This window comes from Streptomyces poonensis (genome assembly GCF_014650915.1).
Taxonomy (GTDB): domain Bacteria; phylum Actinomycetota; class Actinomycetes; order Streptomycetales; family Streptomycetaceae; genus Streptomyces; species Streptomyces poonensis.
Map to the genome: position 1 here is coordinate 304,240 of NZ_BMVW01000004.1, position 14,277 is coordinate 318,516.

Sequence of the window (14,277 nt, forward strand, 5' to 3'; positions counted from 1 at the left end):
CCGGCATCCCACGTCTCCCCGGTGCGACGCCCATGGCGTCGTACCTCTACCTGTCATGCCCTTGACAAGCCTCTGCCACCCGTTGCAAGGACGCAAGGAAAGGAAAGGCCATGTCCCCCATCGACCGCAGATTCCTCCTCAAGGCGGCCGCCGTCACCGGAGCCGCCGCCCAGGCCGGCTTTGCGCTCGGCTCGACCGCGCAGGCCGCCCCGGGAGCCACGCTCGGAGCCGAGACCGCCGACGCGGACCCGGTGACCCTGGACTGGCTGGAGGACGGCGGACTCGGCGCCGCCCCCGGGTCCACCGTGGGCGTGCCGTGGCCCAAGGGCGCGTACGGCAAGGAGCAGAAGTTCGCCCTGACGGACGCCGACGGCAAGGCGGTCCCCGTCCAGACCTGGCCCCTCGCGTACTGGCCCGACGGCTCCCTGAAGTGGACCGCGCACGCGGTCGGCACGGGCGCGGGCGCCGGCAAGCTCACCCTCGCCGCGGGCAGCCCCGCCGCCCCCGAGAAGAAGATCACCGTGTCCAGCGGCGGCGGCACCATCGAGGTGTCCACAGGTGTCATCACGGCGAAGATCGGCAAGAGTGGCTCGACGCTGGTGAAGTCGGTACGGCGCGGCCCGACCGAGATCGCCCGCGACGGCCGGCTCGTCCTGCTGCGCCAGCCCGAGATCGAGGACGGCGACCAGGGCGCGACGAAGCTGGAACGATTCGAGAGCGTGATCAGCGAGACCGAGGTCGAGCAGAACGGCCCGGTCCGCGCGGTCGTCCGCATCGACGGCAAGCACCGCAAGGGCAGCCGCAGCTGGCTGCCGTTCTCGATCCGGCTGTACTTCTACGCGGGTGCCGAATCGTTCCGCATGGTCCACACGATCACCTTCGACGGCACCCAGGAGCCCGGCAAGGCCAGCGGTGACTTCATCCGCGGCCTCGGCGTCCGCTTCACCGTGCCGATGCGCGACGAGTCGTACGACCGGCACATCCGCATCGGCGGCGAGGGCACCGGCATGCTCCGCGAGGCCGTCAAGGGCATCACCGGGCTGCGCCGCGACCCGGGCGCGGCCGTGCAGGCGGCCCAGTACGAGGGCCAGAAGCTGCCCGACCCCGCCACCTGGGACCAGCGGGTCACCACCCGCCTCCAGTACATCCCCGAGTGGGGCGACTACACCCTCTCCCAGCTCTCCGCCGACGGCTTCACCGTCCGCAAGCGCACCAAGAAGGGCCACGGCTGGATCGGTGCGGGCGGCGGCCGGCGCGCCTCCGGCTTCGGCTACGTCGGCGGCGTGAGCGGCGGCCTCTCCTTCGGGCTGCGCGACTTCTGGGAGAAGTTCCCCGCCCAGCTCGACATCCGCGACGCCCACACCGACGAGGCCGAGGTCACCCTCTGGCTCTGGTCGCCCGAGGCGCAGCCCATGGACCTGCGCTTCTACCACGACGGCATGGGGCAGGACACGTACGCCGAACAGCTCGAGGGCCTCAACATCACCTACGAGGACTACGAGCCCGAGTTCGGCACCCCCTACGGCATCGCCCGCACCTCGGAACTCCTCTTCTGGGCCAACGAGACGACGCCGAGCCCCGAGCAGCTCGCCCGGCAGGTCGAGGCCGTCCGCGTACTGCCGCAGCTGGCCGCGCCGCCCAAGCAGCTCATCAAGGCGGGCGTCTTCGGCCCGGGCCTCTACTCCGAGCCCGACCGTTCCACCCCCGCCAAGGCGAAGATCGAGGACCACCTCGACTTCCTCTTCACCTACTACAAGGACCAGGTGGAGATGCGTCGCTGGTACGGGTTCTGGGACTACGGCGACATCATGCACACCTACGACACCGTCCGGCACCAATGGCGCTACGACATCGGCGGCTATGCCTGGGACAACTCCGAGCTCTCCCCGGACCTCTGGCTCTGGTACGCCTACCTGCGCTCCGGCCGCGCCGACATCTTCCGCTTCGCCGAGGCGATGACCCGGCACACCGGCGAGGTCGACGTCTACCACCTCGGCAAGTGGGCGGGCCTGGGCACCCGGCACGGTGTGCAGCACTACGCCGACAGCGCCAAGCAGCAGCGCATCGCCAACACCACCTACCGGCGCTTCTACTACTTCCTCACCGCCGACGAACGCGTCGGCGACCTCATGCACGCCAACGTCGACTCCGACGAGACGTTCCTCATCCTCGACCCCAACCGCAAGGTCCGCACCGACCCGTACACGCCCGACCGGCACGCCCTGTCGATCGGCTTCGGCACGGACTGGAGCGGTCTGGTCTCGGCGTGGCTGACGGAGTGGGAGCGCAAGGGCCCCAAGTGGGAGAAGGCCAAGGCGCGCGTGCTGTCGACGATGGAGGGCATCGCCGCCCAGCCCAACGGCTTCGTCCAGGGCAGCGGACTGTACGACCTCGACACGGGGAAGTTCGCGGTCGCCGAGAAGCCCGTGGTCGGGGTCTCCCACCTCTCCGCCGTCTTCGGCCTCAACGAGCTGTGCGCCGAGCTGATCGACCTGATCGACATGCCGGAGTTCAACGAGGCGTACTACGACTACTGCCGTTACTTCAACGCCACCAAGGCCGAACAGGCCGCGCGCTACGGCAGCAACTTCGGCAGCCTCATCCTCTTCCAGGGCCACTCCCGCCTGGACGCCTACGCGGCCGTGCAGACCGGCGACGAGAAGCTCGCCACGCGCGCGTGGGAGAAGTTCTACAACTCCGACGGCTACAAGGAGTCGGCGCCGTGGAAGACGGAGGAGCTGACCGGCCCGGCCACGCTGGTCCCGGGCAGCGAGGCCGCCTGGATCTCCACCAACGACACCGCGCTGTACGGCCTCGCCGCCATCGAGAACCTGGCGCTGCTCGGCGACAAGATGCCGTGACGCGCCGCCGGTAGGCAGCGGGGGTCGTGGGCCGTCCGCAACGGGACACCCACGGCCCCCGCCCCCGCGCGGGGTGTACCGGCGCCCCACCCCAGCACCTCCCGCACGCGCCGTGTGCCGCCGGCCGCTGCTCGCCTCCACGCCCCGCGCGAGCAGCGGCGGACCGGCGGGTGCGGGAGGCACCAGCCCGGCGCCGACGGGCGCGGGCCGGGGAAGCCCCGCCGCACGACGCACGGCGGGCCTCCACAGGGGCACTCGGACCCGCATGGACTGGAACCATTACCGATTCCGCAGCCTGTGGGCCCTGCCCGCGCCGCCCGCCACCGTCCGCGAGGTACTGGAGCGCATCGAGGACTACCCCCGCTGGTGGCCCCAGGTGCGCGAGGTGACCCGTATCGACGCCACGCGCGCGTGCACGCGGATACGGTCGGTCCTGCCGTACGAGCTGGCCTTCACCGGGCGGGAGGTGCGGCGCGACCGGGCGGCCGGAGTCCTGGAGATCGCGACGACCGGGGACATCGACGGATGGGCACGCTGGACGCTCACCGCCGGCGGGCCCGGCACCCTCGCCCGCTACGAGCAGGAGGTGCACGTCACCAAGCCGCTGCTGCGCCGGCTCGCCGTGCCGGGGCGGCCCGTCTTCCGCGCCAACCACGCGCTGATGATGCGGGCGGGACACCGGGGACTCGTCGCCCACCTGGCGGTGTGCTGACCACGGACCGGGAAGCGGTTTGTACCGGACCCGTGGGGACCTGTATTGTTCAGTGCGTTCCCGGGCGATTAGCTCAGTGGGAGAGCGCTTCGTTCACACCGAAGAGGTCACTGGTTCGAACCCAGTATCGCCCACCCGGAGGAAGCCGGTCCGTCTTCGACGGACCGGCTTTCCGCATGTCCGGGTCCGTCCGCGCGGTTCCCGCTCAGGCCGCCGCCGGCAGGTCCGGCCGCAGCGGCCACGCCGGGTCCACCGCCTCCTCCGAACCGGTGCGCGCGAACCACGCCTGCAGCCCGCGCGCCTGCGCCGCGTGCCACACCGCCTGCAGCGTGTGCAGCTCGGCGGGGGAGAGGCGCTCCAGCCGGGCCGCGAACCGCCGCGCCACCGCCCGGACGACCTCCAGCGCCGCCAGCGCGTCCGCCGCCGCGTCGTGCGCGCCGTCCAGCGGCACCCCGTAGTGCTCGCAGAGCGCGCCGAGCGTACGGCGGCCCTTGCGGTAGCGGTCCAGGTGCTTGTCGAGGACGAGCGGATCGAGCACGAACAACGGCGTCGACTCGAACCAGCGGCACAGCGACGACGCCCGGTGCCGGCGCAACTCCCGGTCCAGCAGCGTCAGATCGAACGGCGCGTTCATCACCACGAGCGGACGGCCGCGCACCGCCTGCTCCGACAGCTGCCGCGCTATCTCGTCCATCACCGGCGACGGCCAGCGCCCGTTGCGCTGCACATGCTCTTCCGTCAGCCCGTGCACCGCCGTCGCCGCGGCGGGCACCGGCACACCCGGGTTCACCAGCCAGCGGGTCACGCGCGGCCGGGCTCCGGGCGCCTCCTGGACGACGACGGCGGCCGACACGATCCGGTCGGTCTCGACGTCCACGCCCGTGGTCTCCGTGTCAAAAGCGGCCAAGGGGCCCTCGTACCAGCACGTCATGTGCTTTCAACTCCTCACCGTGCCTCGGCAGTTGACGTGCCGTCCCCTGCCCGGTTCGGTGATACCCGGGCTGTTTGCGCCATACGCCGCGAGGAGACAACAGAAGTACGGGTCTTGGCAGTTCAGAGGCCTGTGTCGGGAATCCGCCCGCTTCGGAAGGCTCTTGGCATGGCGATCGCGCAGCCCGAGCACGGTGGGCTGCTGCCGCGGGGAACCACGGCACGCGGCACCCTCGCCACCACCGCCTGCATGGAAACGCTCCAGGTCGGCTATCTGCACGCCGTCGCCGCGGCCGCCGGCTGCTCGCTCTCCCAGCCCTTCCCGGACAACGGGATCGACTGGCACGTCAGCCACAGCGCCCCCGGGCACACGGTCGACGACGAGGTCACCATAAAGGTGCAGCTCAAGGCGACGTACCAGATACCGCCGAACCCCCCGGGCCGCTTCTTCTCCTTCACGCTCGACAACGACCACCTGGCGAAGCTGGCCCGCACCCCGGTGGCGGTGCACAAGATCCTGGTCGTGATGATCGTGCCCCGCTCCCAGGACGAGTGGCTGCGGGCCGGCCACGACCGGCTCGACCTGCGGCACTGCTGCTACTGGATCAACCTCGCCGGGCATCCGATCACCGGCCGGTACAGAACCAACGTCCGCATACCCACCGCGCGCGTCTTCGACGACCGCGCGCTCTGCGAGATCATGACCAGGGTCGGAACGGGAGGCAGACCGTGACGCTGAGCCCCACCGGCGAACCCCTGTGGCCCGTCCGGCCCCGCCCCGCCGACCCCACCGCCTGGCCCGACCCGCCCGACCCCGCCCGCGTCGACCCCGCCGTCCTCGGCGCGCTTCTGCGCCGGCACGGCTGGCAGCGCCGCGGCGGCGCCCGGGGACGGTACGGACGCTGGACCCCGCCCGGCCCCGGCGGCAGCGGCACGAGCCTGCTGGTGCCCGAGAGCCGCGCCCTCCCCGACAGCGACGACCTGCTCGGCGAGGCCCTGCACGCGCTCGCCCGCAGCGGCTCGCCCGCCGCCCGCGACATCCTGGTCGGCCTGGCCGTCCCCAGCGACGAGATCCGCTGGTGGCGCGATGTGCCCGTGGGGCCCGCCGGTGCCGCCCCCTGGGTGGCCGAGGACCAGCTGCGCGGCGCCGCCCGTCAGATGCTCCTCGCGGCCGCGCTCGCCACCCACGCGCGTGCCGGCTATCACGGCGCCCGCCACCGCCGGCCGGCCGCGGAGTCACTGGAGAGCGTGCTCGCCGGAGCGGCCTCCGGGGGCCGCCGGCTCACGGCCTTCGTTCCCGTCGCGACCGGCCGCCCCCTCGCCGTCCGCTTCCACCAGGCGCTCCACGCGGCCCGCGAGGCCGTCGACTACCGGCGGGCCACCGGCGGCATGGACGCCTTCGACGGCGCCGTCGAGGCCGGCGTCAGCCACGAGTTCACCAAGGCCCTGGTCGCCCTCGTCCGCGGTACCGAGGGCGCCCGGATCGCCGTCGCCTGGGCCCCCGCCGCCGGCGCCCCCGAGGGCTGCGCCACCCCCGCCGAACCCGTCGAGTTCTCCCCCGGGGACCTGCCCGTCCTGCGCGACGCCGCGGCCCGCTACCTGAGCGAGGAGCCCTCGGTGTCCGTGAGCGTCACCGGCACCGTCGTACGGATGCGCAGATCCGGCACGGGCGGCACGGGCGCCGTACGCCTGCACGTCCTGGCGGGTGCGGAGGTCCCGCGCGTACGGGTGACTCTGGACGAGGAGGCCTACCGCATCGCCGGGCACGCGCATCTGGTCGGGCTGCCGGTGCGGGTGGACGGGCGGCTGGAGAGCCGGGGCGGATTCCGGCGGCTCACCGGCGTGTCCAAGGTCGTTCCCGTGCAGGTGGACGACGCCGAGCGGGACCGGCTGATGAAGTCGCTGCAGGAGACGGCGGAGATCACGGCCTTCTTCGAGGGGGCGTGCGGAGGGGAGTGAGGGAGGGCGGTGAGACGGTCCGGGACATAACCGTTTCGCGAGCAGGACCCCCGGCTCGGTACGATCCTCTCCAATGGCCTAGGCCGTGAAGATGCAGAGGCCCCCCTTCAGGCAGGAGAGACCGGTGTCAGACGTCCGTGTGATCATCCAACGCGATTCCGAGCGGGAAGAGCGCGTGGTGACGACGGGCACTACGGCCGCCGACCTCTTCCCCGGCGAGCGCTCGGTCGTCGCGGCCCGCGTGGGCGGCGAGCTGAAGGACCTCGCGTACGAGGTCAAGGACGGCGAGACCGTCGAGCCCGTGGAGATCTCCTCCGAGGACGGTCTGAACATCCTGCGGCACTCGACCGCGCACGTGATGGCGCAGGCCGTGCAGGAGCTGTTCCCCGAGGCGAAGCTGGGCATCGGCCCGCCCGTCAAGGACGGCTTCTACTACGACTTCGACGTGGAGAAGCCCTTCACGCCCGAGGATCTCAAGGCCATCGAGAAGAAGATGCAGGAGATCCAGAAGCGCGGCCAGCGCTTCTCGCGGCGCGTCGTCACCGACGAGGCCGCCCGCGAGGAGCTGGCGGACGAGCCGTACAAGCTGGAGCTCATCGGCCTCAAGGGCGCCGCGTCCTCGGACGACGGCGCGGACGTCGAGGTGGGCGGCGGCGAGCTGACCATCTACGACAACCTGGACGCCAAGACCGGCGAGCTGTGCTGGAAGGACCTCTGCCGCGGTCCCCACCTGCCCACCACCCGTAACATCCCGGCGTTCAAGCTGATGCGCAACGCCGCCGCGTACTGGCGCGGCAGCGAGAAGAACCCGATGCTCCAGCGCATCTACGGCACCGCCTGGCCGTCCAAGGACGAGCTGAAGGCCCACCTGGACTTCCTCGCCGAGGCCGAGAAGCGCGACCACCGCAAGCTGGGCAACGAGCTGGACCTGTTCTCCTTCCCGGAGGAGATCGGCCCCGGCCTCGCGGTCTTCCACCCCAAGGGCGGCATCATCCGCCGGGTCATGGAGGACTACTCGCGCAAGCGGCACGAGGAGGAGGGCTACGAGTTCGTCTACTCGCCGCACGCCACCAAGGGCAAGCTGTTCGAGACCTCGGGCCACCTGGACTGGTACGCCGACGGCATGTACCCGCCCATGCAGCTCGACGAGGGCGTGGACTACTACCTCAAGCCCATGAACTGCCCGATGCACAACCTGGTCTTCGACGCGCGCGGCCGTTCGTACCGTGAGCTGCCGCTGCGCCTCTTCGAGTTCGGGACCGTGTACCGGTACGAGAAGTCGGGCGTCGTGCACGGCCTGACCCGCTCGCGTGGCTTCACCCAGGACGACGCGCACATCTACTGCACGAAGGAGCAGATGGCCGACGAGCTCGACAAGACGCTCACCTTCGTCCTGAACCTCCTGCGCGACTACGGCCTGACCGACTTCTACCTGGAACTGTCGACGAAGGACCCGGAGAAGTTCGTCGGCTCCGACGAGATCTGGGAGGAGGCCACCGAAACCCTCCGCCAGGTCGCCGAGAAGCAGGGCCTGCCGCTGGTCCCGGACCCGGGCGGCGCCGCCTTCTACGGCCCGAAGATCTCCGTGCAGTGCAAGGACGCCATCGGCCGGACCTGGCAGATGTCGACCGTCCAGCTGGACTTCAACCTGCCGGAGCGCTTCGACCTCGAGTACACCGGCCCGGACGGGACCAAGCAGCGCCCGGTCATGATCCACCGCGCGCTCTTCGGCTCGATCGAGCGCTTCTTCGCGGTGCTGCTGGAGCACTACGCGGGCGCCTTCCCGGCGTGGCTCGCCCCGGTCCAGGCCGTGGGCATCCCGATCGGCGACGCGCATGTGGAGTACCTGGAGAAGTTCGCCGCCGAGGCGAAGAAGAAGGGCCTGCGGGTCGAGGTCGACTCCTCCTCGGACCGTATGCAGAAGAAGATCCGCAACGCCCAGAAGGCGAAGGTGCCCTTCATGGTCATCGCGGGCGACGAGGACATGGCCAACGGCGCCGTCTCCTTCCGCTACCGCGACGGCTCGCAGGAGAACGGCATCCCCGTCGACGAGGCCATCGCCAAGATCGTGAAGGCCGTGGAGGACCGCGTCCAGGTCTGATCCCACGGCACACGGCACACGTCAGGCCCCCGGAGCTCAGTGCTCCGGGGGCTTCGCGTCGTCCCCGCCCTCGCGCGCGAACAACTGGAGCAGCCAGGACGAGAACGACCCGGTCACGGCACCGAGGAGCGCCAGCCCGCACATCATCATGCCCACCGCGACGGCCCGCCCCAGGGGCGTCACGGGCACGAGATCGCCGTACCCGACGGTCGCCAGCGTGGCGCAGGTCCACCAGAGCGCGTCCCCGAAGGTACGGATCGACGCGTCAGGTGCCGTGTGCTCCTGCTGGTACACGGCGAGCGCTCCGGTGAAGCCGAGCAGTACGGCGCTCAGGCCCGCGTAGACGCTCACCCGCGCGTACAGCGGCAGCCGGGGCCTGCCGGTCCGCCGCTGAACGGCCTGGTAGGCCCGCACGAGCCGCAGCGGCCGCAGCAGCGGCAGGAACAGCACCAGCGTGTCCAGCGCGTGTGTGCGTACGAACCCCGCCCCCTGCCCGCTCAGCCGCCACCGGACCGCGTAGTCGACGGCGAACACGCCCCACGCCGTGAACAGCACCCCGAGACAGGCCGGCCGCCCCGTGCCGGGCAGGCCGGGCGCGAGCACCCACACCGCGTACGCGGCGAGGAAGAGCATCGATGTGATCGCGAGCGGCAGCTCCGCTCGCCGTTCCCAGCGGGCCTTGCGGCTGTCATCCTCCACCACGCCAGCTTGGCGCCCGGGGCCGCCCGCCGGTGCCCCGGCGACGCGTTCCGCAGGAGGGAAGCCATATGCTGCACCTCATGACGAGTGAGCCGGAACAGCAGATCGGAGTGGGAACGCAGGACGCGTTCCAGCGCCTGTGGACCCCCCACCGGATGGCGTACATCCAGGGCGAGAACAAGCCGACCGGCCCGGGGGCCGACGACGGCTGTCCGTTCTGCTCGATCCCGGCCAAGTCCGACGAGGACGGTCTGATCATCAAGCGCGGGGAGCACGTCTACGCGGTGCTCAACCTCTACCCGTACAACGGCGGCCACCTCATGGTCGTGCCCTACCGCCACGTCGCCGACTACACGGACCTGACCGCCGCGGAGACCGTCGAGCTCGCCGAGCTGACCAAGCAGGCCATGACCGCGCTGCGCACCGCCTCCGGTGCCCACGGCTTCAACATCGGCATGAACCAGGGCTCGGTCGCGGGCGCCGGGATCGCCGCCCACCTGCACCAGCACGTCGTGCCCCGCTGGGGCGGCGACACCAACTTCATGCCGGTCGTGGGCCACACCAAGGTGCTGCCGCAGCTGCTCGCCGACACCCGCAAGATGCTGGCGGAGGCGTGGCCAGCGGTCTGACCCCGGCCCTCGTGGCACGCCGCCGCGCGCCGTCGGGCGGTCCGCCCGGGCGCCGGCGGCTTCACGCGTCGTAGACGTCGTCCTTCTTGGGTGTCGGATCCTGCACGGCACCGCTGAGCACCGACGAACGGTTGTCGAACTTCGCCGTGTCCACGCCGTGCTCCGACAGGAAGTCGATGACCGCCGTGTGCACCACCCGGAGCACCGGGGTGGCGGTGCGCAGGACGTCGTCGGTCATGAAGCGGTTCTTCCACGGCTGGTCGGCCCAGGCGTGCCGCAGGCCGAAGGGCTCGGGCAGGACCAGTGAGCCGCCGAGCCAGTTGAGGAGCGGCGGGTACCAGCTGAGCGGCGCGCGGGCCGCGAGACGGACCACCTCGTCGTTGTCGACGAGCGGCAGGGTGATGGTGCGGGTCTCCCAGAACCGCACGGTCTTGGAGACGGTCCGCTCCTTCGCCGCCGGCTTGCTCATGAACAGCCCGTTCACCGGTCCCAGGGCGTGGCCGGTGAGTTCGATGCGCAGGGTCTTGTGCAGCACGGTCACGGTGACGAGCATGCTGATCACCAACTGCCCGTCCCAGAGCGTCCACTGCACGCCCAGGTAGTGCCGGTCGCCCTGGTCGAACTGCTGGTTGTTGCAGATGTCGCTGAGCTGCTTGGCGTTGGCCCGGTGCGCCGTGTACGTACCGGGGCGCGACACCTCCGCGGCGCCCGGCGGGATGGGCGTGATGATCCAGTGACCTATGTCCGGCTGCGGGAACCCACCCGTGGTCAGGGGACTCTTGTGGAGTTCGCCCAGCGCCCGCTCGATGACGTTGGCGAGGTCGAAGCTCTGGAAGGACGCGACCTCCGGGGCCGGTACCAGGTGCTTCGCCAGATCCATGCTCAGCGAGCCCGTGGTGCGTGTCTCCTCCGTGTGCCGGGAGGGGAGCGGGATCAGGTCCTCGGCGAGATGCCAGTGGCCCCAGCGCGTGCCCATGCCGAGGACGCCCTTGGGGCCCGCGTAGAACAGGTGGTTCGACGCCTGCTCGTCCCTGAGCTCCCCGAACGCCTGGCGCAGCCGCTCGGCGCGTTCGTCGCCGGGGCTGCTCGGCACCGATTCCGGCACCCGGGCGCCCACGGCGCTGCCCGAGAGGAGACCCGTCCAGCGCTCGCGCAGGTCCTTCGCCGAGTTCTCGCAGATCCGCTTGGCCAGGAACCAGCCGATGACGGGGGCGACGAGCGCCGCGCGCGCGTACCAGGCCCAGAAGCCGGTGAACGGCATCTTGACCAGGAAGAGCACGACGAGTGCTCCCACGGCGACCAGTACCGTGGTGGCGAGGGCCCCGGCACGCTTGTCGTCGCGCTTGGCGACCGTCGAGCGGATCTGGAAGACCAGCAGCCAGAGCAGCAGGCCGGGCAGGAAGAGCACGCCGAAGATCAGCATGACGGCCGTCAGCTTGATGTCGCGCTCGCGGCGGAGGTGGTTCGCCGCCATGCAGTGCTCGACGACGACCTGCGGTTCGATGCCGAAGGACTGGATGAGCGGCTTGCGGCCGACACCGAGCGTCCGGGAGACCACCGCCTGGGAGAACGCCTCGCCGAGGTTGGGCCGGAAGATCGTCGCCCACTTGCGGTGCGGCTTCACGGTCGACTGGTGCCACTCGTTGTTCGCTTCGAGGATCTTGCTGACCTCGTCGTCCCGGTAGGCCGCCGACGCCAGCGCGAACGTCGCCATCGCCCGTGATCCCGCGCGCGGGACCTCTGGACCGATATCGCCGAAAGACATTCCGCCCCCATCAGCCGCTCCACCTGCTTCTGCGGCCTTCCCGACTTCGGTGCTCCGCACACCTGTTGATCAGCTCATCGCCTCGACCGGCGACACGGTCGAGCGGTGATCACACCACATCCACGATCAGGTGATCAGCGTATCCGCACTCGCCGGCATCCCGTCGGCGGACGGCCGAAGCCGCCCGCCGATGCGCGGAGTTCGCCCGGATGCACACCGGCGCGAAAGCGGGCGCGACCACCGCGCACCGGGTAACTCTCATGCCTCCTTGGCCTGTTCGCGCATCTTCTCGGCGAGCTGGGGCGGCATCGGCTCGTGCCGGGCGTAGCGGCGGCTGAAGCGCGCGGTGCCGTGGGAGAGCGAGCGCAGATCGACGGCGTACCGGCCGATCTCGATCTCCGGCACCTCGGCCCGGACGAGGGTGCGCCCGCCACCGGCCTGCTCGGTGCCGACCACCCGGCCGCGCCGCCCCGACAGGTCGCTCATCACGGCGCCGACGTAGTCGTCCCCGACGAGGACACCCACCTCGGCTACGGGCTCCAGCAGATGGATCTTCGCGTCGGCCGCCGCCTCCCGCAGCGCCAGCGCGCCGGCCGTCTGGAACGCGGCGTCCGAGGAGTCCACGGAGTGCGCCTTGCCGTCGAGCAGCGTGACCCGTACGTCGATCAGCGGGTACCCGGCGGCGACCCCCTTGGCGGCCTGCGCCCGCACGCCCTTCTCCACCGACGGGATGAACTGCCGCGGCACGGCCCCGCCGACGACCTTGTCCACGAACTCGATGCCCGAACCGCCCGGCAGCGGCTCGACCTCGATCTCGCAGATCGCGTACTGGCCGTGCCCGCCGGACTGCTTCACATGGCGGCCGCGCCCCGCCGACCGGCCGGCAAACGTCTCCCGGAGGGAGACCTTGTGCGGGACCAGGTCGACCTGCACCCCGTAGCGGTTGCGCAGCCGCTCCAGCGCCACGTCGGCGTGTGCCTCGCCCAGGCACCAGAGCACCACCTGGTGGGTGTCCTGGTTCTGCTCCAGCCGCATCGTCGGGTCCTCGGCGACCAGCCGGCCCAGCCCCTGCGAGAGCTTGTCCTCGTCCGCCTTGCTGTGCGCCTGGATGGCGAGCGGCAGCAGCGGGTCGGGCATCTCCCACGGCTCCATGAGCAGCGGGTCGTCCTTGGCGGACAGCGTGTCCCCGGTCTCCGCGCGCGTGAGCTTCGCCACGCACGCCAGATCGCCCGCTATGCAGTGCGTGAGGGTGCGCTGCTGTTTGCCGAACGGTGCGGAGAGGGCGCCGATCCGTTCCTCCACATCGTGGTCCTCGTGCCCCCGGTCGGCCATGCCGTGCCCGGAGACGTGCACCGTCTCCTCCGGGCGCAGGGTGCCGGAGAAGACGCGCACCAGCGACAGCCGGCCCACGTACGGGTCGCTCGCGGTCTTCACGACCTCGGCGACCAGCGGGCCGTCCGGGTCGCAGGCCGTGATCCCGCGCGGCCTGCCGTCGATCGTGGTGACCGCGGGCGCCTCGCGCTCCAGCGGGGTGGGGAAACCGCCGGTGACGAGTTCGAGGAGCTCCACCGTGCCGAGGCCCTGCCGGGCGCCCTCGGCCGCGGGGGCGGCGGCCAGCACGGGGTGGAACACCCCGCGCGCGACGGCCCGCTCCAGGTCCTCGACGAGCGTCTTGACGTCGACGGTCTCGCCGCCGAGGTAGCGGTCCATCAGGGTCTCGTCCTCGCTCTCGGCGATGATCCCCTCGATGAGCCGGTTGCGGGCCTCCTCGATGAGCGGCAGTTGGTCGGGGCCCGGCTCGGACTCCTTGCGCTCCCCGGAGGAGTAGTCGAACAGCCGCTGCGTCAGCAGGCCGATCAGGCCGGTCACGGGCGCGTGCCCGTCCGGTCCCTGCGGCCCGTGCAGCGGCAGGTACAGCGGCAGTACGGCGTCCGGGTCGTCCGCGCCGAAGGCCTCCGCGCAGATCCGGGTCATCTCGTCGAAGTCGGCGCGGGCCGCCTCCAGGTGGGTGATCACGATGGCACGGGGCATACCGACCGCCGCGCACTCCTCCCACACCATCCGGGTCGAGCCGTCCACCCCGTCCGAGGCCGAGACCACGAAAAGGGCCGCGTCCGCGGCTCGCAGACCGGCCCTGAGCTCCCCGACGAAGTCGGCGTATCCGGGAGTGTCCAGAAGATTGATCTTGTACCCGTCCCATTCGACGGGGACCAGGGACAGCTGCACCGAGCGCTGCTGCCGGTGTTCTATCTCGTCGTAGTCGGAGACGGTGCCGCCGTCCTCCACGCGGCCCGCCCGGTTCACCGCCCTCGCCGTCAGCGCGAGAGCCTCCACCAGAGTCGTCTTGCCCGATCCGCTGTGGCCGACCAGCACCACATTCCGTACGGACGCGGGTCGGTCGGCCGCCGTTGCCCTGCCGGCGGCTCCAGGATGTGCGTTCGCCTTGTCGCCCATGGTCCAGCCTCCCGTGCACGGTGAGGTCACTGTGGGCGCGGACACGCGGAGCCTCCCCCAGAGGGGGCGCCCCCAGCGGTACGGCTCCGATGACGCCCGCGGTGCCATCGAGCTTTCCACTGCCGTCACGGTGCGTCCATATGGCGGACGACATCGTGACGGCGGCC

The 14,277-nt window shown here is 71.2% G+C and carries 10 protein-coding genes and 1 tRNA gene; 7 read left to right on the forward strand and 4 right to left on the reverse strand.

All coding sequences use genetic code 11. From position 1 onward, the window contains the following. Nucleotides 1-110 precede the first annotated feature (110 nt). From IE242_RS14235 to IE242_RS14245, 3 genes are all read left to right on the forward strand, one after another. Entirely contained in the window at nucleotides 111-2,861 is a 2,751-nt protein-coding gene (locus IE242_RS14235) for an exo-rhamnogalacturonan lyase family protein (protein ID WP_189859005.1), read from the forward strand. Nucleotides 2,862-3,126: 265 nt separating this feature from the next. After that, nucleotides 3,127-3,573 (forward strand): SRPBCC family protein, encoded by a 447-nt coding sequence (locus IE242_RS14240; protein ID WP_189859007.1) that lies wholly within the window; start codon nucleotides 3,127-3,129, stop codon nucleotides 3,571-3,573. Nucleotides 3,574-3,635: 62 nt separating this feature from the next. Then, nucleotides 3,636-3,707, forward strand: a tRNA-Val gene (locus tag IE242_RS14245). Nucleotides 3,708-3,778: 71 nt separating this feature from the next. On the opposite strand, the gene IE242_RS14250 is transcribed toward IE242_RS14245, so the two are convergent. Next, a complete protein-coding gene (locus tag IE242_RS14250; RefSeq protein ID WP_189859009.1) occupies nucleotides 3,779-4,504 on the reverse strand; it encodes an exonuclease domain-containing protein in 726 nt (241 codons plus the stop codon). 168 nt (nucleotides 4,505-4,672) lie between these two features. Here IE242_RS14250 and IE242_RS14255 point away from each other — a divergent pair, with 168 nt between their 5' ends. From IE242_RS14255 to thrS, 3 genes are all read left to right on the forward strand, one after another. Then, nucleotides 4,673-5,236 (forward strand): DUF4365 domain-containing protein, encoded by a 564-nt coding sequence (locus IE242_RS14255; RefSeq protein WP_189859011.1) that lies wholly within the window; start codon nucleotides 4,673-4,675, stop codon nucleotides 5,234-5,236. After that, nucleotides 5,233-6,462: a hypothetical protein gene (locus IE242_RS14260; RefSeq protein WP_189859013.1), complete on the forward strand. Its 1,230-nt coding sequence runs from the start codon at nucleotides 5,233-5,235 to the stop codon at nucleotides 6,460-6,462. The genes IE242_RS14255 and IE242_RS14260 overlap by 4 nt, the downstream gene beginning before the upstream one ends. 124 nt (nucleotides 6,463-6,586) lie before the next feature. After that, nucleotides 6,587-8,563, forward strand: a complete 1,977-nt coding sequence (gene thrS, locus IE242_RS14265) for a threonine--tRNA ligase (protein WP_189859015.1) — start codon at nucleotides 6,587-6,589, stop codon at nucleotides 8,561-8,563. Nucleotides 8,564-8,599: 36 nt separating this feature from the next. Here the strand turns inward: thrS and IE242_RS14270 are convergent, their stop codons facing one another. After that, nucleotides 8,600-9,262 carry a potassium channel family protein gene (locus IE242_RS14270; protein WP_189859017.1) on the reverse strand — a complete coding sequence of 221 codons (663 nt, stop codon included), beginning with the start codon at nucleotides 9,260-9,262 and terminating at the stop codon, nucleotides 8,600-8,602. 68 nt (nucleotides 9,263-9,330) lie between these two features. Between IE242_RS14270 and IE242_RS14275 the strand changes: the two genes are divergently transcribed. Next, nucleotides 9,331-9,891, forward strand: a complete 561-nt coding sequence (locus IE242_RS14275; RefSeq protein ID WP_189859019.1) for an HIT family protein — start codon at nucleotides 9,331-9,333, stop codon at nucleotides 9,889-9,891. Between the two features lie 61 nt (nucleotides 9,892-9,952). Here IE242_RS14275 and IE242_RS14280 read toward each other — a convergent pair whose 3' ends face one another. Next, nucleotides 9,953-11,656, reverse strand: coding sequence for an AbeC-like domain-containing protein (locus IE242_RS14280; protein WP_189859022.1), 1,704 nt, complete (start codon nucleotides 11,654-11,656; stop codon nucleotides 9,953-9,955). A 258-nt stretch (nucleotides 11,657-11,914) separates the two neighbouring features. After that, complete coding sequence (locus tag IE242_RS14285) at nucleotides 11,915-14,110, reverse strand: elongation factor G-like protein EF-G2 (RefSeq protein WP_189859275.1); 2,196 nt, start codon at nucleotides 14,108-14,110, stop codon at nucleotides 11,915-11,917. Nucleotides 14,111-14,277 lie beyond the last annotated feature (167 nt).

What these genes read in the sequence shown, in the direction of transcription:
- IE242_RS14275 (WP_189859019.1), top strand. Translation starts at nt 9,331, where the DNA reads ATGCTGCACCTCATGACGAGTGAGCCGGAACAGCAGATCGGAGTGGGA.
- IE242_RS14255 (WP_189859011.1), top strand. Translation starts at nt 4,673, where the DNA reads ATGGCGATCGCGCAGCCCGAGCACGGTGGGCTGCTGCCGCGGGGAACC.
- IE242_RS14280 (WP_189859022.1), bottom strand. Translation starts at nt 11,656, where the DNA reads ATGTCTTTCGGCGATATCGGTCCAGAGGTCCCGCGCGCGGGATCACGG.
- IE242_RS14285 (WP_189859275.1), bottom strand. Translation starts at nt 14,110, where the DNA reads ATGGGCGACAAGGCGAACGCACATCCTGGAGCCGCCGGCAGGGCAACG.
- IE242_RS14250 (WP_189859009.1), bottom strand. Translation starts at nt 4,504, where the DNA reads ATGACGTGCTGGTACGAGGGCCCCTTGGCCGCTTTTGACACGGAGACC.
- IE242_RS14235 (WP_189859005.1), top strand. Translation starts at nt 111, where the DNA reads ATGTCCCCCATCGACCGCAGATTCCTCCTCAAGGCGGCCGCCGTCACC.
- IE242_RS14240 (WP_189859007.1), top strand. Translation starts at nt 3,127, where the DNA reads ATGGACTGGAACCATTACCGATTCCGCAGCCTGTGGGCCCTGCCCGCG.